Source organism: Streptomyces sp. NPDC026659 (assembly GCF_040638245.1).
GTDB lineage: Bacteria > Actinomycetota > Actinomycetes > Streptomycetales > Streptomycetaceae > Streptomyces.
In genome coordinates this window covers 744165-766412 of record NZ_JBEZXY010000002.1, presented here as the reverse complement: position 1 = coordinate 766412, position 22248 = coordinate 744165, and the positions used below count along the sequence as shown (strand labels likewise).

The following is a 22248-nucleotide window of genomic DNA, read 5'->3' as shown; positions in this document are numbered from 1 at the left end:
GCGGGCGTGATCGGTATCAACGAGTCAGTGATGCAGTTTCTTCTGGCGTTCATCGTCGTCGTCCCGCTCCTGGGCGCCGCCGCGGCTCTCCTGCCCGCCCCGCCCGGGCTCAGGGGCAAGTCCCCCGACCAGGCCGTGCTCCGCCACGGAGTGACCGTGACCGGCGTGGTCCTCGTCGCCGCGATCGTCCTCGCGCTCGGCTTCGACCACGACCACCCGTCGAGGATGCAGGCCCAGACCGACATCAGCTGGATCCCCGCACTCCATGTGCGCGTCCACCTCGGCATCGACGGCATCTCGCTCCCCCTCGTCGTCCTGACCGCGCTGCTGACCTTCCTCTGCGCGCTCTACTCCTACTTCAAGCCGCCCACGGGCCCGTCCCCGAAGGCGTTCACCGCCCTGGTCCTGCTGCTCGAAGGCGGCACCCTCGCCTCCTTCTCCGTGCTCGACCTCGTCCTCTTCTTCCTCGCGTTCGAGACCGTGCTCGTCCCGATGTACTTCCTCATCGCCCGCTGGGGCGGCGAGGGCCGGACCCGGGCCGCGTGGAAGTTCATCCTGTACACGCTGCTCGGCTCCGTGATCATGCTGCTCGGCCTGCTCCTGATCGGGATCAAGGCGGGCACTTTCGACATGGTGGCACTCGCCACTGACAACGGCCGGTCCCTGAGCACATCCGTGCAGGTCATCGCCGTTCTGGCGATCGGCATCGGGCTCGCCGTGAAGACCCCGATGTGGCCCCTGCACAGCTGGCTCCCGGACGCCCACACCTCGGCCCCGACCGTCGGCTCGGTCCTCCTCGCCGGCGTCCTGCTGAAGATGGGCACGTACGGGTTCGTCCGCATCCTGCTCCCCGAGGCGCCGCAGGGCTTCCACGTCTTCGCGCCCTACCTCGCCGCCTTCGCCGTGGTCGGGATCATCTACGGCTCCCTGGCCTGCCTCAACCTCGCCAAACCCGGCGCCAAGGGCGACCTCAAGCGGCTCATCGCCTACTCCTCCGTCGGCCACATGGGCTTCGTCCTGCTCGGCATCGCCACGATGACCCCGACCGGCGTGAACGGCGCCCTGTTCGCCAACATCGCCCACGGCCTCATCACCGGCCTGCTCTTCTTCCTGGTCGGCGCCCTCAAGGACCGCACCGGCAGCACCGACCTCGACACCCTGGCCGAGCACACGGGGGCGGCCCTGTACGGCAGGGCCCCGCGCCTCGGTGGCCTGCTCGCCTTCGCCGCCGTCGCCTCGCTCGGGCTGCCCGGGCTCGCCGGATTCTGGGGCGAGATGCTCTCCCTGTTCGGCGCGTTCCGCCCCGCCGCCGACCTCAACCGCACCGCCTACCTCGTCTTCATGGCGATCGGCGCCTTCGGCACCCTGCTCACCGCCGCCTACCTGCTGGTCGTGGTCCGCCGGGTCTGCATGGGCGACACGCGGCGCGACCTGCCCGAACTCACCGACGTACGCGGCTACGAGCTGGCGGCCTGGACCCCGCTCGTCGTCCTCACTCTCGTCGCCGGACTCTGGCCGAGGTCGCTGCTCGGTCTCACCGACCCGGCCGTGCAGCAGCTCCTCGCGGGAGGCACCCGATGACCGTCCTGGCCCAGCCGCTCGTCCAGTCGGCGGTCCAGTCCGTCGACTGGCTCGCGATCGCGCCGCCCGTCATCGCCGCCGTCACGGGGCTCGTCGTGCTCGTCGCCGACCTTTTCCTGCCGGAGGCCCGTAAACCCCTCCTGGGGTGGGTTTCCGTCGCGGGCCTGGCCGCCGCCGGGCTCATGCTGCTGCCCCTCCTGGACGGCGACCGCGCCACCTTCTGCGTGGGAAGCGGTGCCGCGCGCGCGTGCAGCTACAGCGCCGACCACTTCACCCTCGCCATCCAGCTCCTCGTCCTCGGCGGCGCCCTCCTCGCGGCCCTGCTGTCGATGACCGGGCTCAAGGACGAGCACCGGCGCGTCCCGGCCGGTGAGTTCTGGTTCCTGCTGCTGTCCTCGGCGGCCGGAGCCGCCCTGCTGCCCGCCTCCCGCGACCTCGCCACCCTGGTCGTCGCCCTGGAGGTCGCCTCGCTGCCCGCCTTCGCCCTCGTCGGCATCCGGCACGGCGACCGGCGCTCCTCCGAGGCGGCCCTGAAGTTCTTCCTCTCCTCGGTCACCGCCACCGCCGTCAGCCTCATGGGCGTCAGCTTCGTCTACGCCTGCACCGGCAGCCTCTACCTCACCCGGATCGCCCAGCGCCTGCCGCACGTCGACGGCCAGCTGCACGTCCTCGCCCAGACCGGCGTCGTCCTCACCCTGATCGGCTTCGCCTTCAAGACGGCCGCCGTCCCCTTCCACTTCTGGGTGCCCGAGACCTACGTCGGCGCGCCGCTGCCCGTCGCCGCCTACCTCTCGGTCGTCGGCAAGGCGGTCGGCTTCTCCGGCCTGATCCTCGTCACCGTGATCGGCTTCCCGTCGTACGCCGACGTCTGGGGCCCCGCCCTCGCGGTCCTCGCCGCGCTCACCATGACCGCCGGAAACGTCGGCGCCCTGCGTCAGAGCGGCACGCGCGCGTACAGCGCGGTACGGCTGCTCGCCTGGTCCTCCGTCGGCCAGGCCGGCTACCTCCTCGTACCGATCGCCGCCGCCGGATACACCCGCGACGCCCGCCAGGCCATCGGCTCCACCGTCGCGTACGCCCTCATGTATGGCGCGGTCAACCTCGGCGCCTTCGCCGTGGCCGCCCTGGTGGGCCGTACGCGCTCCGCCAACCGGATCGCCGACTACCGGGGCCTGTACGCCACCAACCCCGTCACAGCGCTGCTCCTGGCCTTCTTCCTGCTGTCCCTCGCGGGCCTGCCGCCCGGCGTGATCGGCCTCTTCGCCAAGGTCACGGTGTTCTCCACCGCCGTGAACGCGGGCCTCGGCTGGCTCGCCGTCGTCATGGCCGTCAACGTGGTGATCGCGCTGTACTACTACCTCAGGTGGACGGCCCTGCTGTTCCGCGCCCCCGAGGGCGAACCGGCCCGCCACCACGTCCCCGCCCCGCTCACGCTCGCCCTGGCCCTCACCGGAGTCGTCGGCGTCGCCCTGTCCGGCGCACCGGAACTGGTCCTGCGCTTCGCCGCCACGAACCTGTTCTGAGGCACCCGCGACCGCTCCCGAGCCACCCGCCCCACCCGTACGGACGTATGCCACCCCCGCCCGCACCTGGGAACTCGCGGCCGCCGCCTGGCGTTGACCAGTGCGGGAGGGTCCACTGGACCGAAGGGTTCGCTGCACGACTTGGAGGGCGTACCGTGCACCGCCGGCACAACGGGCTCAGGACCGCAGTACTCCTCGGGGGGCTGTCGGCGCTCATCATCGTCATCGGCAGCCTCTTCGGGCGTACGGGCCTGATCGTCGCCGTCCTGGTGGCCCTGGCCACCAACGCGTACGCGTACTGGAACAGCGACAAGCTGGCCCTGCGCGCGATGCGAGCCCGCCCGGTCAGCGAGTTCGAGGCGCCGGAGCTGTACCGGATGGTGCGCGAGCTGTCCACGCAGGCCCGCCAGCCCATGCCACGCCTGTACATCTCGCCCACCGAGGCCCCCAACGCCTTCGCCACCGGCCGCAACCCGCGCAACGCGGCCGTGTGCTGCACCGAGGGCATCCTGCGCCTGCTCGACGAGCGCGAACTGCGCGGTGTCATCGGCCATGAGCTGAGCCATGTCTACAACCGCGACATCCTCATCTCGTCCGTGGCCGGCGCCCTCGCCTCGGTGATCATGTTCCTGGTGAACTTCGCCTGGCTGATCCCGATCGGCCGCTCGGACGACGACGACGGCCCGGGCCTGTTCGGCATGCTGCTGATCATGATCCTCGGCCCGCTCGCCGCCACCGTCATCCAGCTGGCCATCAGCCGCTCCCGGGAGTACGAGGCCGATGCCTCGGGCGCCCAGCTCACCGGCGACCCGCTCGCCCTCGCGGGGGCGCTGCGCAAGCTGGAGACCGGCACCCAGCAGCTTCCGCTGCCTCCGGAGCCGCGCATCGAGACCGCGAGCCACATGATGATCGCGAACCCGTTCCGTCCCGGTCGGGGGCTGTCGCGGATGTTCTCCACGCACCCCCCGATGGCGGAGCGCATCGCCCGACTGGAACAGATGGCAGGTCGAAACCGGTGAAGACACTCCTCAACATCATCTGGCTCGTCCTGAGCGGCTTCTGGCTCTTCCTGGGTTACGTGCTCGCGGGCCTGCTGCTCTGCATCACGATCATCGGCATCCCCTTCGGGATCGCCGCCTTCCGCATCGGCGTCTACGCCCTGTGGCCCTTCGGGTACACCACCGTCGAGCGCCACGACGCGGGCGCGCCGTCCTGCGTCGGCAACGTCCTCTGGCTGATCCTGGCCGGCTGGTGGCTGGCGCTGGCCCACATCACGACCGGCGTGGCGCTGTGCCTGACGATCATCGGCATCCCGTTCGGCATCGCCAACTTCAAGATGATCCCGATTTCCCTGTTCCCGCTGGGCCGCGAGATCGTGCGCACGGACGAGGTGTTCGGAGCGCGCTGACGCAACCGATACCTGCCCGGAGGGCGTCTCCCCGGACGAAACGGAAGACGACCCCTGGTCTCCTCACCCACCTGGTCCGCACCGAATTCTCAGTGGTCGGACAGTGCGGAGACAGCGCGGAAGGGCAGGTAACTCGGCATGAGCATCATCGGTTGGATCATCCTGGGCCTGCTGGCCGGCGCCATCGCCAAACTCCTGCTCCCGGGCCGCGACCCGGGCGGCTTCATCGGCACCACCCTGATCGGCGTCGCGGGCGCCTTCATCGGCGGCTGGATCTCGTCCCGCTGGCTCGACCACCCGATCAGCAAGCACTTCTACGACGGAGCGACCTGGGCGGCGGCGATCGGCGGCTCACTGGTGCTGCTGATCCTTTACCGGGTGCTGTTCGGCAACTCGAGGGACTGACGCGTCCGGCGGACGACGGAGGGGGCTGCCCAGCTGGGCAGCCCCCTCCGTCCGTCTCTGCCTACCGGTAGTTCACGAACTGGAGGGCGAAGTCGAAGTCCTTGCCCTTGAGGAGGGCGATGATGGCCTGGAGGTCGTCACGGCTCTTGGAGCTGACGCGCAGCTCCTCGCCCTGGACCTGGGCCTTGACGCCCTTGGGGCCCTCATCGCGGATGATCTTCGCCACCTTCTTGGCGTTCTCCTGGGAGATGCCCTCCTCGATGGAGGCGAAGATCTTGTACTCCTTGCCGGACAGCTGGGGCTCACCCGCGTCCAGCGCCTTCAGGGAGATGCCACGCTTGATCAGCTTGGACTCGAAGACGTCGAGAACGGCCTTCACGCGCTCCTCGGAGTTCGCCTCCATGAGGATCTTCTCGCCGGACCACGAGATCGAGGCACCCACGCCCTTGAAGTCGTAGCGCTGCGAGATCTCCTTGGCGGCCTGGTTGAGGGCGTTGTCGACCTCCTGCCGCTCGACCTTCGAGACGATGTCGAAACTGGAGTCGGCCATGTCCTGTGGCTCCTTGCATCGGGGTGCGGATCGAGTGCGGCCCGGCCCAAGAGGCGACGGCCGCCGCGCCCGGCATCCTGCCGGGCCGCATCCGCACCAGCCTAGCCACCCCGCGCGCCTTGGGGCGGAGATCAACCGGGTGGCGAAGCACCCCTCCGCATCGGGTATTGTTTACGTCGTTGCCAGGGAGCACCGCCCACAGCGGGTCTCCTGACCAACACCCCCCGGCGGTGTGCCCGAGCGGCCAAAGGGAGCAGACTGTAAATCTGCCGGCTCAGCCTTCCCAGGTTCGAATCCTGGCGCCGCCACACGGGAACGAAGGGCCCGTGACCTGCTATCGCAGCAGGTCACGGGCCCTTCGTCGTACCCCCGTCGCCCAGGGTCCGCTACCCTCCGCCGATGCCTTCCCTCACCCCCTCCCTGCCGCCCGGCTACCGTTCGCGGCCCGCGACCCTCGACGACGTCCCCGCGATTCACGCGCTGGTCACGGAGTGTGAGCGGAAGCTGTATGGGCGGGGGCGGAGTGACGCAGGGGCCGTGGCCGCCGATCTCGCGCGGCCGGGGCTGGTGGTGGAGTCGGACACCGTTCTGGTGTTCGGTCCGGACGGTCGGCTCGTCGCCCGCGCCTGGGTGGACCGGCGGTCCGAGGTGGATGTGCATCCGGGGCACCGGGGGCGGGGGCTGGGGGCCGCGCTGCTCGGCTGGACGCTGGCGCGGGCGCGGCAGGCCGGGGTCGCCCGTGTCGTGCAGACCGTGCCGGACGCGGACACGGGCGCCGTGGCGCTGCTGCGGGCGTACGGGTACGAGCCGTTGGTGACGGCCTGGCTGCTGGAGTTCGCCCTGGCGGCCGAGCCCGCGGTACCCGAGCCTCCGGAGGGCATCACCGTGCGGCCCTTCCGGCCCGGTGACGGGGCTGCCACGCACGTCCTCGTCCAGGACGCGTTCGACGAGTGGCAGGAACGGCGGCAGCCGTACGAGGAGTGGGCTGCCCACACCGTGGAGCGGCCCGTGTTCGCCCCTCAGTGGTCGGCGCTGGCCTTCGCCGGTGACCAACTGGTGGGCGCCGCACTGGCGTTGGACGTACCGGGCACGGGGGAGGGGTACCTCGAACAGGTCGCCGTGCGACGCGATCACCGGGGCCGCGGCCTCGCCCGGCTGCTGCTGCGCCACACCTTCAGGGCCTTCCACCACGCGGGGCTCGACGCCTGCACCCTGTGGACCCACTCGGACACCGGCGCCCTCGACCTCTATCTGCACGTCGGTATGACGGTCCGCCACAGTTCCACGGTCTTCCGTAAAGACCTTGAAGACCTTGGCGCATAGACGCGCCGTCGCCGTGGGCCGAGGTTTCTCCGGTGCGGCCGGCTCGGTAGGAGCACGGGGGAGTGCGCGCCGTGCGCACCGGGGCAAGGGGGACTGACATGACCGATGACGACGGGATCAGTGCTCGGCTGCGCAGGCGGATTCGGAGGGACTTTCCCGATGCCGAGGTGGCGCGGGGTGTCGCCGGGGCGCTGCGGGGGCCGGCCGGAGGTGATGGACGCGGAGCTGGGGGCTCACTGACCACCCGGCGGCCGACCGAAACGGTGACCCGCTGAATTCCCGGCCGGGAAAACGCCAAGTGGCGCGGCAGCCCTCCGAGGGCTGCCGCGCCACCCGGGGTGGAGCGGAGGGAACGGTCAGAGATCAGAGATCGTTCGGGGTCGTCGCGTCAGCGACGGTGGTCGCCGCGGTGGTCGCGGCCGTGGCCCCGGTCGTCGCCTCGGTGGTCACGGCCGTGCCCGCGGTCGTCGTCACGGCCGCCGCGGCCGCCCCACGACGCGTCGTCGACGAGGCGGCGGTGGTCGTCGCGCAGCGTCGCGGTGTCGCGGTTGTTGTCCCAGACGTAGTTGCGACGGTCCAGGTAGACGTCACGGAAGGTGTCACGGCCGACACCGGTGTGGACGCGGACGGTCGAGTGCCCACCGAGGCTGAAGTGACGGAAGGTGTAGGTGACGCCGCGACGGCTCTCCGACAGCGTCCACCCGTCGAGGTTCACGCGGTGACGGGAGTTGTTGGTGAGCTCCACCCACTCGTTGTTCAGCGAGCGGTTGGAGCCGTTGTCGAAGCCGGGAGAGTCGTACTGCACGCGGCTGATCTGCACGTCTCCCCGGCCCGGGCGGGCGTCCGCGGCGGAGGCCGGCAGGGCCACCGAACCGACAAGAGCACCGGCCGCGATGGCGACGGCGGCCAGGCGGCGAGCGGTCACGGAAGCTGAAGCAGTCACAGGTTCTCCTGCATGGTGCGGGCACATCCGCATACGGGGACCGTATGCGGAGTCGTGCGGTGTGCGGATGGCGACCAACTGGCCGCGCATCCACACCTTGTCCGGGATGCGGATGTGATGTGGGGAAAACGTGAATCGTGTTACCGATCGAGCATGTATCTGTGACTCTTACCTGTAACGTCCATTCATAGGAAAAATGCACCGAGTTGACCACTTTGAAGGCCCGGAATCCTTGTGATCACTGGGGACGGGGTGTCTTCCGCCACACCGCGCCACCCCGGCCGCCCGGGCACCGTCACCCGAAAGTGAGTAACAGAGGTGTGTGACAGAACGGCGCTCGCAGGCCCCCGCACGCGCCCCTGACCGGCGCGCCCGCCCCCGCCCGGGGCAGACTGGCGGCATGTCCTCCCGCCGCAGAACCTGTCCCGTGTGCCGCCGCGAGATCGCCGTCGTGGCGGGCCGCTTCGCCCGCCACGACCCGCCCGGAGCGCGCGAGCACGGCGAACTCGTCTCCTGCTCCGGCTCCCGCAGCCATGCTCAACTCGGCACCGTACAGCCAACGTTGGACGGCTACGCCGTACCCGAGTTCCCCGGGCAGCTGCCCCTCTTCTGAGGGCGGCGCCGTCCGGGGGTGCCGGCCTCAGCCGCCCGCAACCGCCTTCACCGCCACCGCCACCGGCGTGGACCCGGCGATCAGTTCCAGCGTCAGCCCCGCCGTCGCCGAGGACTCCACCAAGTCCGCCAGTACGGCCGCGACATCGTCCCGTGACACCGGCCCGCGCCCGGTGTGCGCCGCGAGGGTCACCAGTCCGGTGCCGGGCTCGTCGGTCAGCGAACCGGGGCGCAGGACCGTCCAGTCGAGGGCCTCCTGCCGGGTGACGTACGCGTCCGCCGCACCCTTGGCCCGCAGATACACGTCGAACACCTCGTCACCGGCGTGGGCCGGGTCCGCGCCCATCGAGGAGACGACCAGGAACCGCCGTACGCCCGCGCGCACCGCCGCGTCCGCGAACAGCACCGCCGCGCCCTTGTCCACCGTCTCCTTGCGGGCCGTCCCGCTGCCCGGCCCCGCACCGGCCGCGAACACCGCCGCGTCCGCGCCACGCAGACACGCCTCGACCTCCTCGGGAGACGGCGACTCCAGGTCGAGCACGACCGGTTCGGCACCGGCCGCCCGCAGGTCGTCGGCCTGCCCCGGGGCGCGGATGATCCCCGCCACCTCGTCCCCGCGCGCGGCGAGCAGACGCTCCAGCCGCAACGCGATCTGTCCATGCCCTCCGGCGATGACGATGCGCATGTCTTCGACCGTACGCCCGGCCTCCGCCATCCGCCGAACGGGTCGACGCCCGCCCGCCGGAGCACCGGCACACCCGCCGGTCGACGCACCGACACCCCCGTCCGTCGAAGCACCCGCACACCCGCTCGCCGGAGCATCCGCACCCGCACCCCCGCCCGCCGAAGAAGCTCACGACAGCTTCCCCCGCCCCTGCCGCGGCAGCCCCAACTCCTCGGCGGCCGCCGAGTTGCAGTACTCCCGCACCGCGCTCGTACGGGCCACCACCCGCCCCCGGTGCACCACGATCCGGCTGTAGGCGAGGGAGAGCGCGCCCGGCAGCCGGTCGCCGCGCACCGCGAGGAGTTCGGCCGGGAAGCCCGCCTCCACGCGCACCTCGGGCAGCCCCAGCGCGGCGCGCGCCGAGACGCTCACCGTGTCGTAGGCGTCCTCGGGGTTGAGCCCGTGCACGGAGGCGAGGAGATAGGCCGCCTCCAGCGGATCGCCCCGGCCCACCGGGTTGGCCACGTCCCGCATCGCTCCGCTGCCCGCCGCCACCCGCACCCCGGCCGCGCGCAGCAGCCGTACCGGCGCCATGCCGCGGATGTCCGCGGCGCCGCAGACGCCCTGGGGCAGGCACATCACCGTCACCCCGGCCGCCGCGAGCTGGTCCGCCGCGCGGCGCGCGACCTCGACGGGCAGCCGGGCGAGACCCGCGCACGGGCCGATCGTCACACCGGCGCGCAGTCCGCCCGCCATGGCCGCGAGCCGGGCGAGCCGGGCCGGGTCGGCGGCGTCCGTGTGCAGGTCCACCGGAGCGCCGTGCTCGGCGGCCAGCTCCAGGACCGCCGCCGTGTACCCCGTGGGGTCCGGGTCCACGTCCGGGCAGCCGCCCACCACCGAGGCGCCCATCTTCACCGCGTCCCGCAGCAGCGCGAGCCCGTCGGCCCCGGCCGTCCCGGTCAGCAGCCGGGGCATCGCCACCGCCGTCAGCTCCGCGAGCCCGCGCAGCGAGCGCCGGGCCTGCAGCACCGCCTCCAGCGCGCCGAGCCCCCGCTCCTCGCCGACCCGGACGTGCGCGCGGGACGCCGTCGCCCCGTGCCCGAGCTGGAGCAGCGCCGCCTCGGTGGCCCGGCGCTGGACGTCCTCGGGGGCGTACGACACCGGACCGGGCTGCTCGGCGCTCAGTGCCGTGTCGCCGTGGGCGTGCGGTTCGGCGGGGGCGGGCAGCAGCAGATAGCCGCCGAGGTCCACGCGGGAGACGGTGCCGGGCGGCCCCGGAGCCAGGCTGCCGGCGGTGCCGACCGCCTCGATGCGCCCGTCCGACAGCCGTACGTCCACGGTCCGGCCGTCGGTCAGCCGTGCCCCGCACAGCAGGAGCGCGGCCGGGTCGGGACGGCCCGGGGGCTCCGGCGGATTCGGCGGCTGCGGATGGCTGTCGTGCATCGGACTCCAGGCGACGGAACGGACGGGATGGCCGCCGGAAGGCGTGGGGGAGGCGGCTCAAGATCACGCTGAGTAGTCCCGAGCCTAGGGTCGGCGCCTGCGCGGGCCGTGGAGGCCGCATTAGTCGTACCGGCGTGGTCACCCCAGGTCAGCCGCCTGCCGAGGGCCGGTGCCGACGTGGTCCCGGCCTGGTGCCGGAGGGGCGTGAGGGCCGGGAGAGGTGCCCGGGACGGGCGGCCGGATACGGATTTGGGCGAACGGCGGCGGACCGTGTAATGTCTTCCTCGCTCGCCCCAATAGCTCAGTCGGCAGAGCGTCTCCATGGTAAGGAGAAGGTCTACGGTTCGATTCCGTATTGGGGCTCTGATGTGAGAAGTTCCCGTCGCAAGGCGGGAACGGATCTCATCAAAGCGGTGTAGCTCAGTCGGTAGAGCAAGCGGCTCATAATCGCTGTGTCACCGGTTCAAGTCCGGTCACCGCTACACACGGTAGCCGATTGCGGGGTCGGTCCTTCGATCGGCTACTCTTTCCTGCGTTAAACCCATCCGTTCGTCCTAGGAGCACTCACGTGGCTGCCACCGACGTCCGCCCGAAGATCACGCTGGCCTGCGTGGAGTGCAAGGAGCGGAACTACATCACCAAGAAGAACCGGCGTAACAACCCGGACCGTCTTGAGATGAAGAAGCACTGCCCGCGTTGCAATGCGCACACCGCGCACCGCGAGACGCGATAAATCAGGCTCGTACATGAGGCCGCCCCCAGACACACGGGGGGCGGCCTCATGTCGTTTTATCTCACGTGTCGCACCACTCGGACACGCGAGCCGATGCCGCAGCTAGACCAGGAGGTTCCGGGCCATGGCGCTCGACCAGTCCTTCGTGGGGCGTACGTATCCGCCCACCGCGCCCTACGAGGTGGGCCGCGAGAAGATCCGCGAGTTCGCCGAGGCCGTCGGTGAGGCCAACCCGGCGTACACCGACCCGGAAGCCGCCCGCGCGTTCGGTCACCCCGATGTGATCGCGCCGCCGACCTTCGTGTTCTCCATCACCTTCCGCGCCGCCGGACAGGTCGTCCAGGACCCCCAGCTCGGCCTCGACTACAGCCGCGTCGTGCACGGCGACCAGAAGTTCGCCTACCGCCGCCCGGTGCGCGCCGGTGACCGGCTCACCGTCACCTCCACCATCGAGGGCATCAAGTCCCTCGCGGGCAACGACATCCTCGACATCCGGGGCGAGGTGCACGACGAGGCCGGCGAGCACGTCGTGACCGCCTGGACCAAGCTGGTGGCCCGCGCGGCCGAGGAGGGCTGAGCACCGATGACGGCGAACATCGCCTACGACGACGTCGAGGTCGGCACCGAGCTGCCCGCCCGGACCTTCCCCGTGGACCGCGCGGCCCTCGTGCGCTACGCGGGCGCCTCCGGGGACTTCAACCCCATCCACTGGAACGAGCGCTTCGCCAAGGAGGTGGGCCTGCCGGACGTCATCGCGCACGGCATGTTCACCATGGCCGAGGCGATCCGCGTGGTCACCGACTGGACCGGCGACCCGGGCGCGGTCCTGGAGTACGGCGTCCGCTTCACCAAGCCGGTCGTCGTGCCCGACGACGACAAGGGCGCGGAGATCCACGTCTCCGCCAAGGTCGCGGCCAAGCTCGACGACAACACGGTCCGCGTGGACCTCGTCGCCACCAGCGGCGGCCAGAAGGTCCTGGGCATGTCCCGGGCGGTCGTACGGCTGGCCTGACAGGCGGCAGCGCAGTGGGTAAGGGGCGTCCGCCGTGGCGGGCGCCCCTTACCGTTCACCCGGTCTCGTAGTCTGTGCCCGTGCACGTACTCCACGACGCCCCCCTCGCCCCGCTGACCACCTTCCGGCTGGGCGGCCCCGCCACCCGGCTGGTCACCGCCGTCACCGACGCCGAGGTGATCGACGCCGTACGGGAGGCCGACGACAGCGGCACCCCCCTGCTCGTCATCGGCGGCGGCTCCAACCTGGTCATCGGCGACAAGGGCTTCGACGGCACCGCCCTGCGCATCGCCACGCGCGGCCTGGAGCTGCGCGGCACCACCTTGGAGCTGGCCGCGGGCGAGGTCTGGAGCGACGCCGTCGCCCGCACCGTCGAGGCCGGACTCGCCGGGATCGAGTGCCTGGCCGGCATCCCCGGCTCGGCGGGCGCCACCCCGATCCAGAACGTGGGCGCCTACGGCCAGGAGGTCTCCGCCACGATCACCGAGGTCGTCGCCTACGACCGCCGAGCGGGGGAGACGGTCGTGCTGAGCGGCGAGGAGTGCGGCTTCTCCTACCGCCACAGCCGCTTCAAGGCCGACCCCGAGCGCTATGTCGTCCTGCGCGTCCGCTTCGGCCTGGAGGACGCGGACGGGCTGTCCGCGCCGGTCAAGTACGCCGAGACGGCCCGCGCGCTCGGCGTCGAGGTCGGCGACCGGGTGCCGCTGGCCGAGGCCCGCGCGACCGTGCTGAAGCTGCGTGCCGGGAAGGGCATGGTGCTCGACCCCGAGGACCACGACACCTGGTCCGCCGGGTCCTTCTTCACCAACCCGATCCTCACCGAGGAGGAGTTCGCCGCGTTCCACGCGCGCGTGCGCGCCCGCCTCGGCGACGGCGTCGAGCCGCCCGCGTACCCGGCGGGGGAGGGGCACCGGAAGACCTCGGCGGCCTGGCTGATCGACAAGGCGGGCTTCACCAAGGGCTACGGCACCGGCCCCGCCCGCATCTCCACCAAGCACACCCTCGCCCTCACCAACCGCGGCGAGGCCACCACCGAGGACCTGCTCGCCCTGGCCCGCGAGGTCGTCGCCGGGGTCCGCGAGGTCTTCGGCGTCACGCTGGTCAACGAGCCGGTGACGGTGGGCGTCAGCCTCTGACGGCCACCGGGGTCAGTACGCGACCCCGACGCCCTGCTTCACCGTGCCCGCATCGTTGATCACGGCCAGCATGGCGTGTGCCACGTCGGCCCGGCCGATCATGCGGGCCTTGTCGAGCGAACCACCGACCGCCGTGCGGTATCGGCCGGTCAGGGGCCGGTTCAGCAGGCGCGGCGGGCGTACGACGGTCCAGTCGGTGTCGCTGCGCGCCAGTTCCGCCTCCGTCTCTCGCAGGTCGGCGTAGACGTCCTTGTACAGCCCCGACACCAGGGTGCGGAGCGTGCGGTCCAGAAGGGGTTCGCGTGCCGGGAGGGGGCCGATCGGCGCGGCGGTCACCACCAGCAGACGCCGGGTGCCCTCCGTCTCCATGGCGGCCAGGATCGTCCGTGTGAGCCGTGCGGTCACCCCGGCGTCCTTGCGGGTGCGCGCGCCCAGCCCGGACAGGACCGCGTCCCGGCCCACGACGGCGGAGCGCAGGGACTCGGGGTCGGACAGGTCGGCGCGGACCACGTCGAGCCGGTCGTCGGCGACGGTCAGCCGGGCCGGATCACGGACCACCGCGGTGACGTCGTGCCCGGCCTCCAGCGCCTGCCGGACGATCTCGCCACCGATACCGCCGGTGGCACCGAAAACGGTGAGCTTCATGGCTTCTCCTCCTCGGGCATACCTCGGACCACGGGTGGGTGAGTATTCACTCACCCGTGTGCCTTCTAGAGTGGGTAAACACTCACCTGTTCGTCAAGGACGATTGGACGACACATGCAGACGAAGCCGGCCCGCGTCCGCATCCTCGACGCCGCCCACGAGCTGATGCTCACCGTCGGCCTCGCCCGCGCCACCACCAAGGAGATCGCCAAGGCGGCCGGCTGCTCCGAGGCGGCCCTCTACAAGCACTTCGACAGCAAGGAGGACCTGTTCGTCCAGGTCCTCCACGAGCGGCTGCCGGGCCTCACCCCGCTGCTGTCCGGCCTCACGGCCGCACCCGGCCAGGGCACCCTGGAGCAGAACCTCACCGGCATCGCCCGCGAAGCCGCCCTCTTCTACGAGCAGAGCTTCCCGATCGCCGCGTCCCTCTATGCCGAGCAGCAGCTCAAACGCCGCCACGACGACGCCCTGCGCACCCTCGGCACCGGCCCCCATGTGCCCATCGAGGGCCTGGACGCCTATCTGCGGGCCGAACAGTCCCTCGGCCGCGTGCGCCCCGACGCCGACACCTACGCCGCCGCCCTGCTCCTGCTCGGCGCCTGCGTCCAGCGCGCCTTCGCCTACGACGCGAGCCCCGACGGCACCCGGCCGCCCGTGGACGACTTCGCCGCCCGCATGGTCCGCACCGTGCTGACCGGCATCGCCGTCTGAGCCCGTACGGGCGCCCCGGGCCGCCGGGCGGCTCTCAGCCGGCCGGGCGCGTCAGCCAGTCGTCGACGCCCGCGAGCAGCTGCTCCTTCTTCGGCTCCGGAGCCGCCGAGGCGCGCACCGACTGGCGGGCCAGTTCGGCCAGCTCCGCGTCCGTGAACGCGTGGTGGTGGCGGGCGATCTCGTACTGGGCGGCCAGCCGGGAGCCGAAGAGGAGGGGGTCGTCGGCGCCCAGCGCCATCGGCACGCCCGCCTCGAAGAGCGTGCGCAGCGGGACGTCCTCCGGCTTCTCGTAGACCCCGAGCGCCACGTTCGAGGCCGGACAGACCTCGCAGGTGATGCCCCGGTCCGCCAGCCGCTTCAGCAGCCGCGGGTCCTCCGCCGCGCGCACGCCGTGCCCGATCCGGGAGGCGTCCAGGTCGTCCAGGCAGTCCCGCACCGAGGCCGGTCCGGTCAGCTCACCGCCGTGCGGAGCCGCGAGCAGGCCGCCCTCGCGGGCGATGTGGAAAGCCCGGTCGAAGTCACGGGCCATCCCCCGCCGCTCGTCGTTGGAGAGCCCGAAGCCGACCACGCCCCGGTCCGCGTACCGCACCGCCAGGCGGGCCAGCGTGCGCGCGTCCAGCGGGTGCTTCATCCGGTTCGCGGCCACCAGCACCCGCATCCCGAGCCCGGTGTCGCGGGAGGTGGTCTCCACCGCGTCCAGGATGACTTCGAGGGCCGGGATCAGACCGCCCAGGCGGGGGGCGTACGAGGTCGGGTCCACCTGGATCTCCAGCCAGCCCGAGCCGTCCTTCAGGTCCTCCTCGGCGGCCTCCCTGACCAGCCGCTGGATGTCCTCCGGCTCGCGCAGGCACGAGCGGGCCGCGTCGTACAGCCGCTGGAAGCGGAACCAGCCGCGCTCGTCCGTCGCCCGCAGTCTCGGCGGCTCCCCGCTGGTCAGCGCCTCCGTCAGCGCGTCGGGCAGGCGGACGCCGTACTTGTCGGCCAGTTCGAGGACGGTTTCCGGCCGCATCGACCCGGTGAAGTGCAGATGAAGATGGGCCTTCGGCAGCTCAGAGACATCACGTACACGCTCCATCCCCAGATCCTGCCGCACACGTGCGTCACACCGGTAGCGGGTTCCCCTTTAGTGGGCTTGCTCGCACACGGAAGCGGGCGCGACCCCTCGTACAGGAGATCGCGCCCGCTTCGGAGGAGGAACCTCAGTCCCGCGCCTCCGCCAGCAGCTTCTGCAGCCGGCTCACGCCCTCGACCAGGTCCTCGTCGCCGAGCGCGTACGACAGCCGCAGATAGCCCGGGGTGCCGAACGCCTCGCCCGGGACCACCGCGACCTCGGCCTCGTCCAGGATCAGCGCGGCCAGCTCGGCCGAGTCCTTCGGGCGCCGGCCCCGGATCTCCTTGCCGAGCAGCGCCTTGACCGACGGGTAGACGTAGAAGGCGCCCTCGGGCTCCGGGCAGACCACGCCGTCGATCTCGTTGAGCATCCGCACGATCGTCCTGCGGCGCCGGTCGAAGGCCTCGCGCATCTCCGCCACGGCCTCCAGATCGCCGGAGACGGCGGCGAGCGCGGCCGCCTGGGCCACGTTGGAGACGTTCGACGTGGCGTGCGACTGGAGGTTGGTCGCGGCCTTGATCACGTCCTTCGGGCCGATCACCCAGCCCACCCGCCAGCCGGTCATGGCGTACGTCTTGGCGACACCGTTGACCACGATGCACTTGTCGCGCAGCTCGGGCAGGATCGCCGGGAGCGAGGTGAACGTCGCGTCGCCGTAGACCAGGTGCTCGTAGATCTCGTCGGTCAGCACCCACAGGCCGTGCTCGACGGCCCAGCGGCCGATCGCCTCGGCCTCGGCCTCGCTGTAGACCGCGCCGGTCGGGTTGGACGGGGAGACGAAGAGGACGACCTTGGTCTTCTCCGTGCGCGCGGCCTCCAGCTGCTCGACGGTGACGCGGTAGCCCGTCGTCTCGTCGGCCACGACCTCCACCGGGACACCGCCCGCGAGGCGGATCGACTCCGGGTAGGTCGTCCAGTACGGCGCCGGGACGATGACCTCGTCGCCCGGGTCGAGGATCGCGGCGAACGCCTCGTAGATGGCCTGCTTGCCGCCGTTGGTCACGAGGATCTGGGACGCGTCGACCTCGTAGCCGGAGTCGCGCAGCGTCTTCGCGGCGATGGCGGTCTTCAGCTCGGGCAGGCCACCCGCCGGGGTGTAGCGGTGGAACCGGGGGTTCCGGCACGCCTCGACGGCCGCCTCGACGATGTAGCCCGGGGTCGGGAAGTCGGGCTCACCGGCGCCGAAGCCGATCACCGGACGCCCGGCGGCCTTGAGGGCCTTGGCCTTGGCGTCCACGGCGAGGGTGGCGGACTCGGAGATCGCGCCGACTCGGGCGGAGACCCGGCGCTCGGTGGGAGGGTTTGCAGCGCTCATGGGGCCCATCGTTCCAGACCCGAAACGCCCCGGGTACACGGGTTTCACAGACTGAACGGCAACAGGGCCCCGGCAGAACCGGTGTCCGAATCCGGGCCCCGGCCAGGACGATCACCGCTGCGCGGTACCCGGTCAGGCACTTTCTGTTCGACGCCGGGCCCGGGACCACGTACACTCACACCTCGTTGGCCTCCAGCGGCCTCGCACAGCCGGTGCACAACGGGCACTCGGCCGGATGCGGTACGTTGGGGAACACACAAAGGGTCGTAGCTCAATTGGTAGAGCACCGGTCTCCAAAACCGGCGGTTGGGGGTTCAAGTCCCTCCGGCCCTGCTACACACACCGCCAGGATGTGTGCGCTTGTACGTACTGCAATGCACCGCCGTGCGGCTCAGAACCGGGCGCGGCACGGTCACGACCCGGGATCAGGTGAGGACGCATGACGGACGCCGTGGGCTCCATCGACACGCCTGATGCTCAGGACGAGCTGCAGAAGAAGCCCCGTAAGGGCGGCAAGCGCGCCAAGAAGGGCCCGCTGAAGCGCCTCGCGATCTTCTACCGCCAGATCATCGCGGAACTCCGCAAGGTCGTCTGGCCGACGCGCAACCAGCTGACGTCCTACACCACTGTGGTGATCGTCTTTGTTGTCGTCATGATCGCCCTGGTGACCGTGATTGACTATGGGCTCAACCACGCGGCCAAGTACGTTTTCGGCTGAGCCAAAAGCGAAGGGCGCCGTGGTACCGGCGCCCGTTTTCGCATGTTCCACCCCTATGTATCCAGGAAGAAGCAGCCATCGTGTCTGACCCGAACCTGAACGACGACGCCATCGAGCCCAGCGGGCAGGCTGCCGAGACGGTCGACGACGAGCTCGACATCGTCGAGGGCGCGGACGAGCGGGACGAGTTCGAGGCTGCCGAGGAAGAGGCGGGCGAGCCGGCCGAAGAGGCCGCTGTGCACGTCGAGGACGACGAGGACGACGCCGAAGCGGTCGTCGAGGTCGCTGAGGACGCCGAGGGCATCGTCGAGGTCGAGGAAGAGACCGAGCCCGTCGACCCGGTCGTCGCGCTCCGCGAGGAGCTGCGCACCCTCCCCGGCGAGTGGTACGTCATCCACACCTACGCCGGTTACGAGAACCGCGTGAAGACCAACCTGGAGCAGCGCGCCGTCTCGCTGAACGTCGAGGACTACATCTTCCAGGCCGAGGTGCCGCAGGAAGAGGTCGTCCAGATCAAGAACGGCGACCGCAAGACGATCAAGCAGAACAAGCTGCCGGGTTACGTCCTGGTCCGCATGGACCTGACCAACGAGTCCTGGGGCGTCGTCCGCAACACCCCGGGTGTCACCGGCTTCGTCGGCAACGCCTACGACCCGTACCCGCTGACCCTGGACGAGATCGTCAAGATGCTCGCCCCGGAGGCCGAGGAGAAGGCCGCCCGCGAAGCCGCCGAGGCCGAGGGCAAGCCCGCTCCGCAGCGCAAGGTCGAGGTCCAGGTGCTGGACTTCGAGGTCGGCGACTCGGTCACCGTCACCGACGGCCCCTTCGCCACCCTCCAGGCCACGATCAACGAGATCAACGCCGACTCGAAGAAGGTCAAGGGCCTCGTCGAGATCTTCGGCCGCGAGACCCCGGTCGAGCTCAGCTTCGACCAGATCCAGAAGAACTAGCACTCGCCGGTTCCCGCTGGGCACACGCTTCCGGACAGGTCAGACAGGCTCTTCGCAGCCCGTCTGACCTGCTCGGTTTTCAGCCGCGCATCTATACCCGTTATCGTTGTGCGGTATGCCTGCATCCGGGTGGTTCCCCGGAAGCGGGCAGGACCCGAATCGAAAGGACCCGGAGAGCTATGCCTCCCAAGAAGAAGAAGGTCACGGGGCTTATCAAGCTCCAGATCAACGCCGGTGCGGCGAACCCGGCCCCGCCGGTCGGCCCCGCGCTCGGTCAGCACGGCGTCAACATCATGGAGTTCTGCAAGGCCTACAACGCCGCGACCGAGTCGCAGCGTGGCTGGGTCATCCCGGTGGAGATCACGGTCTACGAGGACCGCTCCTTCACCTTCGTGACCAAGACGCCGCCGGCCGCCAAGATGATCCTCAAGGCCGCGGGTGTCGAGAAGGGCTCCGGCGAGCCGCACAAGACCAAGGTCGCCAAGATCACCGAGGCGCAGGTCCGCGAGATCGCCACGACCAAGATGCCCGACCTCAACGCCAACGACCTCGACGCCGCGTCGAAGATCATCGCCGGCACCGCCCGCTCCATGGGCATCACGGTCGAGGGCTGAACACCCCCTTGTAGTCATGCGGCCGTAGCCGGTCGCACGTGGCAGGGCCTGCTCGGCCCGTACCACGACTCCTTTCCCAGAACACACCAGGAGCAGTTGTGAGCAAGCGCAGCAAGGCTCTCCGCGCTGCGGACGCCAAGATCGACCGGGAGAAGCTGTACGCCCCGCTCGAGGCCGTCCGTCTCGCCAAGGAGACCTCCACGTCCAAGTTCGACGGCACCGTCGAGGTCGCCTTCCGTCTGGGTGTCGACCCGCGCAAGGCCGACCAGATGGTCCGTGGCACCGTGAACCTTCCGCACGGCACCGGTAAGACCGCCCGGGTCCTGGTCTTCGCGACCGGCGACCGTGCCGAGGCCGCGCGTGCCGCGGGCGCCGACATCGTCGGCTCCGACGAGCTGATCGACGAGATCTCCAAGGGCAACCGCCTGAACGAGTTCGACGCCGTCGTCGCCACCCCGGACCTCATGGGCAAGGTCGGCCGCCTCGGCCGCGTCCTCGGCCCGCGTGGTCTGATGCCGAACCCGAAGACCGGCACCGTGACCCCGGACGTGGCCAAGGCCGTGACCGAGATCAAGGGCGGCAAGATCGAGTTCCGCGTCGACAAGCACTCGAACCTGCACTTCATCATCGGCAAGGCGTCGTTCGACGACACGAAGCTGGTGGAGAACTACGGCGCGGCCCTGGAGGAGATCCTCCGTCTGAAGCCGTCCGCCGCCAAGGGTCGCTACATCAAGAAGGCCGCCATCAGCACCACGATGGGCCCCGGCATTCCGGTCGACTCGAACCGCACCCGTAACCTCCTCGTCGAGGAGGACCCGGCCGCCGTCTGAGCCCTCGGCTCATGAGGCAGCCGCGTCGGTGACGCGTCAGCAGGGCGGACCCCGCACCCGAGAGGTGGCGGGGTCCGTCCTTTTTCTGTGCGCGCTGTCAGCGGCCCGCGCTACGGTGCGAACACGACAAGGCAGCAAGGGGTGGGGAAACACATGCAGAGCACGACCGTCCGCCGTACGGCCCTCGCGGCCGCCGTCGCCGCCGCGCTGTCCGGGGTGGCCGCCTGCGGCGCCCAGGACGACGGGAAGGGCGGGAAGGGCGGCAACGCGGCCCAGGAAGTCGTACCGGTGAGCCCCATCGCGGCGCTCCGCTCGGCGGACCGGTCGACCGAGCAGGCCGAGTCCGTGAAGGTGCGCTCCACCATGAGCCTCGGCAAGCTCATGGAGACCTCGGCCGACGGCTCCCTCGCGTGGAACGGCGGCCTGCGCGGTGAGATGACCATCACCTACACCGGCGGAGACATGGCCGAGCTGATGCGCAAGGCCGGCTCCGCCTCCTCCCAGGCCCGCTATCTGCCGGATGCCTTCTACGCGAAGATGAGCGGCGCCTTCGTCAAGCAGTACGGCGGCAGGCACTGGCTCAGGTACGGCTACGCCGACATCGCCAAGCTGGGCGGCCGGGGCGCGACCGCGTACCTCCAGGACCAGGTCCGCCACAGCTCCCCGAACCAGTCGGTGAAGCTGCTGCTCGCCTCCGGTGACGTGAAGAAGGTCGGCGAGGAGACGGTGGACGGCGTCGCCACGACGCACTACTCCGGTGCCGTGGACATCGCCGCCCTGGCCGGGAAGAACAGCGGACTCACGGCCGCGCAACTGTCCGATCTCAAGAGCGAGCTGACCCAGGCCGGCATCACCACCGAGACCGTCGACATCTGGATGAACGACAAGAATCTGCTGGTCAAGAAGGTCGAGAAGGCCAAGTCGGCGAACGGCGAGATGGTCAGCACCACCCACTTCAGCGACTACGGCGTCAAGGTCACCACCGAGGCGCCCCCGGCGAGCGACACCAGGGACTTCAAGGACCTGGTGAAGTCCCTGCCGTCCGGCAGCGGCCTCCCTTCCTGAGGGTCCAGGTCCTGAGGCTCCAGGGCCTCCGGAGGGTCCGGAGGGCACCGATTTGCTCGGCGGTGCCCCGGTCCCGTACTCTCTCGGAGAAGCCAAAGACCGCTGGTCGTTGCCGTGCGCTGTAATGAGCGCTCGGTGGCCGAAGGACCTACTGAAAAGTGGGCGACCCGCGCAGGTGATTGTGGAAGAACTCCCGGAGCAGACGCGCTCACGCGTGTGCGGCCGGTCGAGTCCGCCCCGAGCGCCTGCGCCGGGGCGTTTCGTTTTACAAGTCCTCCTTCGGGTCCGCGCGGTCAGAATCACCCGGAAGGAGGCCGAGGCTCTATGGCGACGCCCGACAAGGCTGCCGCGGTTGCCGAGCTGACGGACAAGTTCCGCAGCTCCAACGCCGCCGTGCTGACCGAGTACCGCGGTCTCACCGTGGCGCAGCTCAAGACGCTGCGCCGGTCGCTCGGTGAGAACGCCCAGTACGCCGTGGTGAAGAACACGCTGACCAAGATTGCGGCCAACGAGGCCGGGATCACGCTGGACGACCAGCTCTTCGCTGGTCCGACGGCCGTCGCCTTCGTCACCGGTGACCCGGTGGAGTCGGCGAAGGGTCTGCGTGACTTCGCCAAGGACAACCCGAATCTCGTCATCAAGGGCGGTGTCCTTGATGGCAAGGCGATGTCCGCCGACGAGATCAAGAAGCTTGCGGACCTCGAGTCCCGCGAGGTTCTGCTCAGCAAGCTGGCCGGTGCCTTCAAGGGCAAGCAGTCTCAGGCTGCTCAGCTCTTCCAGGCGCTGCCGTCGAAGCTCGTCCGCACCGTGGACGCCCTTCGCGCCAAGCAGGCCGAGCAGGGCGGTGCCGAGTAATTCGGCTCGCTTTCTGATCCTGGCCGCCTGACGCGGCCAGGGTCGCAGCGGGCCGAAAGTACGCCCGCCTCACCCAGTACATCCGGCACCTGCCGAATTAG

25 protein-coding genes and 4 tRNA genes are annotated in these 22248 nt (G+C 70.5%); 22 read left to right on the top strand and 7 right to left on the bottom strand.

What is annotated here, in order from left to right:
* The first annotated feature begins 6 nt into the window (after positions 1-6).
* The 5 genes from AB0E91_RS08165 to AB0E91_RS08145 all read left to right on the top strand — a co-directional run bounded on the left by AB0E91_RS08165 (position 7) and on the right by AB0E91_RS08145 (position 4917).
* Entirely contained in the window at positions 7-1581 is a 1575-nt protein-coding gene (locus AB0E91_RS08165) for an NADH-quinone oxidoreductase subunit M (protein WP_361776898.1), read from the top strand.
* The gene (locus AB0E91_RS08160; protein ID WP_361776895.1) at positions 1578-3104 is read left to right on the top strand and encodes an NADH-quinone oxidoreductase subunit N; all 1527 of its coding nucleotides are present in this window, start codon (positions 1578-1580) and stop codon (positions 3102-3104) included. The genes AB0E91_RS08165 and AB0E91_RS08160 overlap by 4 nt, the downstream gene beginning before the upstream one ends.
* Positions 3105-3259: 155 nt before the next feature.
* Positions 3260-4123 (top strand): zinc metalloprotease HtpX, encoded by an 864-nt coding sequence (gene htpX / locus AB0E91_RS08155; RefSeq protein WP_161180987.1) that lies wholly within the window; start codon positions 3260-3262, stop codon positions 4121-4123.
* Positions 4120-4512, top strand: a complete 393-nt coding sequence (locus AB0E91_RS08150; protein WP_361776891.1) for a YccF domain-containing protein — start codon at positions 4120-4122, stop codon at positions 4510-4512. Before htpX ends, AB0E91_RS08150 begins: the two co-directional genes overlap by 4 nt.
* A 138-nt stretch (positions 4513-4650) precedes the next feature.
* Positions 4651-4917 carry a GlsB/YeaQ/YmgE family stress response membrane protein gene (locus AB0E91_RS08145; RefSeq protein ID WP_018543880.1) on the top strand — a complete coding sequence of 89 codons (267 nt, stop codon included), beginning with the start codon at positions 4651-4653 and terminating at the stop codon, positions 4915-4917.
* A 61-nt stretch (positions 4918-4978) separates the two neighbouring features.
* Here the strand turns inward: AB0E91_RS08145 and AB0E91_RS08140 are convergent, their stop codons facing one another.
* A complete protein-coding gene (locus AB0E91_RS08140) occupies positions 4979-5467 on the bottom strand; it encodes a YajQ family cyclic di-GMP-binding protein (RefSeq protein ID WP_018543882.1) in 489 nt (162 codons plus the stop codon).
* A 226-nt stretch (positions 5468-5693) separates the two neighbouring features.
* Between AB0E91_RS08140 and AB0E91_RS08135 the strand changes: the two genes are divergently transcribed.
* Together AB0E91_RS08135 and AB0E91_RS08130 are read left to right on the top strand one after the other, a co-directional pair.
* A tRNA-Tyr gene (locus tag AB0E91_RS08135) sits at positions 5694-5775 on the top strand.
* Between the two features lie 91 nt (positions 5776-5866).
* Positions 5867-6790 carry a GNAT family N-acetyltransferase gene (locus AB0E91_RS08130; RefSeq protein WP_361776886.1) on the top strand — a complete coding sequence of 308 codons (924 nt, stop codon included), beginning with the start codon at positions 5867-5869 and terminating at the stop codon, positions 6788-6790.
* A 388-nt stretch (positions 6791-7178) separates the two neighbouring features.
* Here the strand turns inward: AB0E91_RS08130 and AB0E91_RS08125 are convergent, their stop codons facing one another.
* The gene (locus tag AB0E91_RS08125) at positions 7179-7760 is read right to left on the bottom strand and encodes a lamin tail domain-containing protein (protein WP_361777380.1); all 582 of its coding nucleotides are present in this window, start codon (positions 7758-7760) and stop codon (positions 7179-7181) included.
* A gap of 373 nt (positions 7761-8133) precedes the next feature.
* Between AB0E91_RS08125 and AB0E91_RS08120 the strand changes: the two genes are divergently transcribed.
* Positions 8134-8346, top strand: coding sequence for a hypothetical protein (locus AB0E91_RS08120; protein WP_161180991.1), 213 nt, complete (start codon positions 8134-8136; stop codon positions 8344-8346).
* Positions 8347-8373: 27 nt separating this feature from the next.
* Here the strand turns inward: AB0E91_RS08120 and AB0E91_RS08115 are convergent, their stop codons facing one another.
* Both AB0E91_RS08115 and AB0E91_RS08110 read right to left on the bottom strand, forming a co-directional pair.
* Positions 8374-9030, bottom strand: a complete 657-nt coding sequence (locus AB0E91_RS08115; RefSeq protein ID WP_361776883.1) for an SDR family oxidoreductase — start codon at positions 9028-9030, stop codon at positions 8374-8376.
* A gap of 168 nt (positions 9031-9198) precedes the next feature.
* Positions 9199-10452 (bottom strand): amidohydrolase family protein, encoded by a 1254-nt coding sequence (locus tag AB0E91_RS08110; RefSeq protein ID WP_361776880.1) that lies wholly within the window; start codon positions 10450-10452, stop codon positions 9199-9201.
* Between the two features lie 290 nt (positions 10453-10742).
* Here AB0E91_RS08110 and AB0E91_RS08105 point away from each other — a divergent pair.
* From AB0E91_RS08105 to AB0E91_RS08080, 6 genes are all read left to right on the top strand, one after another.
* A tRNA-Thr gene (locus AB0E91_RS08105) sits at positions 10743-10815 on the top strand.
* 46 nt (positions 10816-10861) lie between these two features.
* A tRNA-Met gene (locus AB0E91_RS08100) sits at positions 10862-10934 on the top strand.
* Positions 10935-11020: 86 nt separating this feature from the next.
* Positions 11021-11185, top strand: coding sequence for a 50S ribosomal protein L33 (rpmG, locus tag AB0E91_RS08095; RefSeq protein WP_003948671.1), 165 nt, complete (start codon positions 11021-11023; stop codon positions 11183-11185).
* A 124-nt stretch (positions 11186-11309) separates the two neighbouring features.
* Complete coding sequence (locus AB0E91_RS08090) at positions 11310-11762, top strand: MaoC family dehydratase N-terminal domain-containing protein (protein WP_361776877.1); 453 nt, start codon at positions 11310-11312, stop codon at positions 11760-11762.
* A 6-nt stretch (positions 11763-11768) separates the two neighbouring features.
* A complete protein-coding gene (locus AB0E91_RS08085) occupies positions 11769-12197 on the top strand; it encodes a MaoC family dehydratase (protein WP_361776874.1) in 429 nt (142 codons plus the stop codon).
* Between the two features lie 80 nt (positions 12198-12277).
* Positions 12278-13333, top strand: coding sequence for a UDP-N-acetylmuramate dehydrogenase (locus AB0E91_RS08080; RefSeq protein ID WP_361776871.1), 1056 nt, complete (start codon positions 12278-12280; stop codon positions 13331-13333).
* A gap of 12 nt (positions 13334-13345) precedes the next feature.
* On the opposite strand, the gene AB0E91_RS08075 is transcribed toward AB0E91_RS08080, so the two are convergent.
* Positions 13346-13978, bottom strand: a complete 633-nt coding sequence (locus tag AB0E91_RS08075; RefSeq protein WP_361776868.1) for an NAD(P)H-binding protein — start codon at positions 13976-13978, stop codon at positions 13346-13348.
* 114 nt (positions 13979-14092) lie between these two features.
* Here AB0E91_RS08075 and AB0E91_RS08070 point away from each other — a divergent pair, with 114 nt between their 5' ends.
* Complete coding sequence (locus tag AB0E91_RS08070) at positions 14093-14689, top strand: helix-turn-helix domain-containing protein (protein WP_361776865.1); 597 nt, start codon at positions 14093-14095, stop codon at positions 14687-14689.
* 34 nt (positions 14690-14723) lie between these two features.
* Here AB0E91_RS08070 and AB0E91_RS08065 read toward each other — a convergent pair whose 3' ends face one another.
* Positions 14724-15764 carry an adenosine deaminase gene (locus AB0E91_RS08065; RefSeq protein ID WP_361776862.1) on the bottom strand — a complete coding sequence of 347 codons (1041 nt, stop codon included), beginning with the start codon at positions 15762-15764 and terminating at the stop codon, positions 14724-14726.
* Between the two features lie 124 nt (positions 15765-15888).
* Positions 15889-17115, bottom strand: coding sequence for a pyridoxal phosphate-dependent aminotransferase (locus AB0E91_RS08060; RefSeq protein WP_361776859.1), 1227 nt, complete (start codon positions 17113-17115; stop codon positions 15889-15891).
* 260 nt (positions 17116-17375) lie between these two features.
* Between AB0E91_RS08060 and AB0E91_RS08055 the strand changes: the two genes are divergently transcribed.
* The 7 genes from AB0E91_RS08055 to rplJ all read left to right on the top strand — a co-directional run bounded on the left by AB0E91_RS08055 (position 17376) and on the right by rplJ (position 22147).
* Positions 17376-17448, top strand: a tRNA-Trp gene (locus AB0E91_RS08055).
* Positions 17449-17554: 106 nt separating this feature from the next.
* The gene (secE, locus tag AB0E91_RS08050; protein WP_161182758.1) at positions 17555-17833 is read left to right on the top strand and encodes a preprotein translocase subunit SecE; all 279 of its coding nucleotides are present in this window, start codon (positions 17555-17557) and stop codon (positions 17831-17833) included.
* An 80-nt stretch (positions 17834-17913) separates the two neighbouring features.
* The gene (gene nusG, locus AB0E91_RS08045) at positions 17914-18783 is read left to right on the top strand and encodes a transcription termination/antitermination protein NusG (protein WP_361776855.1); all 870 of its coding nucleotides are present in this window, start codon (positions 17914-17916) and stop codon (positions 18781-18783) included.
* Between the two features lie 179 nt (positions 18784-18962).
* Positions 18963-19397, top strand: coding sequence for a 50S ribosomal protein L11 (gene rplK, locus AB0E91_RS08040; protein WP_018543896.1), 435 nt, complete (start codon positions 18963-18965; stop codon positions 19395-19397).
* A 98-nt stretch (positions 19398-19495) separates the two neighbouring features.
* The gene (gene rplA, locus AB0E91_RS08035; RefSeq protein ID WP_361776852.1) at positions 19496-20227 is read left to right on the top strand and encodes a 50S ribosomal protein L1; all 732 of its coding nucleotides are present in this window, start codon (positions 19496-19498) and stop codon (positions 20225-20227) included.
* 153 nt (positions 20228-20380) lie between these two features.
* Positions 20381-21292, top strand: coding sequence for a hypothetical protein (locus AB0E91_RS08030; protein ID WP_361776849.1), 912 nt, complete (start codon positions 20381-20383; stop codon positions 21290-21292).
* A 324-nt stretch (positions 21293-21616) separates the two neighbouring features.
* Positions 21617-22147, top strand: a complete 531-nt coding sequence (gene rplJ, locus AB0E91_RS08025) for a 50S ribosomal protein L10 (protein ID WP_361776846.1) — start codon at positions 21617-21619, stop codon at positions 22145-22147.
* Positions 22148-22248 lie beyond the last annotated feature (101 nt).

Excerpts from the sequence above, each read along its gene's own strand:
- AB0E91_RS08160 (WP_361776895.1), top strand. The coding sequence starts at position 1,578 with ATGACCGTCCTGGCCCAGCCGCTCGTCCAGTCGGCGGTCCAGTCCGTC.
- AB0E91_RS08145 (WP_018543880.1), top strand. The coding sequence starts at position 4,651 with ATGAGCATCATCGGTTGGATCATCCTGGGCCTGCTGGCCGGCGCCATC.
- AB0E91_RS08140 (WP_018543882.1), bottom strand. The coding sequence starts at position 5,467 with ATGGCCGACTCCAGTTTCGACATCGTCTCGAAGGTCGAGCGGCAGGAG.
- AB0E91_RS08130 (WP_361776886.1), top strand. The coding sequence starts at position 5,867 with ATGCCTTCCCTCACCCCCTCCCTGCCGCCCGGCTACCGTTCGCGGCCC.
- AB0E91_RS08125 (WP_361777380.1), bottom strand. The coding sequence starts at position 7,760 with ATGTGCCCGCACCATGCAGGAGAACCTGTGACTGCTTCAGCTTCCGTG.
- AB0E91_RS08120 (WP_161180991.1), top strand. The coding sequence starts at position 8,134 with ATGTCCTCCCGCCGCAGAACCTGTCCCGTGTGCCGCCGCGAGATCGCC.
- AB0E91_RS08115 (WP_361776883.1), bottom strand. The coding sequence starts at position 9,030 with ATGCGCATCGTCATCGCCGGAGGGCATGGACAGATCGCGTTGCGGCTG.
- AB0E91_RS08110 (WP_361776880.1), bottom strand. The coding sequence starts at position 10,452 with ATGCACGACAGCCATCCGCAGCCGCCGAATCCGCCGGAGCCCCCGGGC.
- AB0E91_RS08090 (WP_361776877.1), top strand. The coding sequence starts at position 11,310 with ATGGCGCTCGACCAGTCCTTCGTGGGGCGTACGTATCCGCCCACCGCG.
- AB0E91_RS08085 (WP_361776874.1), top strand. The coding sequence starts at position 11,769 with ATGACGGCGAACATCGCCTACGACGACGTCGAGGTCGGCACCGAGCTG.
- AB0E91_RS08075 (WP_361776868.1), bottom strand. The coding sequence starts at position 13,978 with ATGAAGCTCACCGTTTTCGGTGCCACCGGCGGTATCGGTGGCGAGATC.
- AB0E91_RS08070 (WP_361776865.1), top strand. The coding sequence starts at position 14,093 with ATGCAGACGAAGCCGGCCCGCGTCCGCATCCTCGACGCCGCCCACGAG.
- AB0E91_RS08065 (WP_361776862.1), bottom strand. The coding sequence starts at position 15,764 with ATGGAGCGTGTACGTGATGTCTCTGAGCTGCCGAAGGCCCATCTTCAT.
- AB0E91_RS08060 (WP_361776859.1), bottom strand. The coding sequence starts at position 17,115 with ATGAGCGCTGCAAACCCTCCCACCGAGCGCCGGGTCTCCGCCCGAGTC.
- secE (WP_161182758.1), top strand. The coding sequence starts at position 17,555 with ATGACGGACGCCGTGGGCTCCATCGACACGCCTGATGCTCAGGACGAG.
- rplK (WP_018543896.1), top strand. The coding sequence starts at position 18,963 with ATGCCTCCCAAGAAGAAGAAGGTCACGGGGCTTATCAAGCTCCAGATC.
- AB0E91_RS08030 (WP_361776849.1), top strand. The coding sequence starts at position 20,381 with ATGCAGAGCACGACCGTCCGCCGTACGGCCCTCGCGGCCGCCGTCGCC.
- rplJ (WP_361776846.1), top strand. The coding sequence starts at position 21,617 with ATGGCGACGCCCGACAAGGCTGCCGCGGTTGCCGAGCTGACGGACAAG.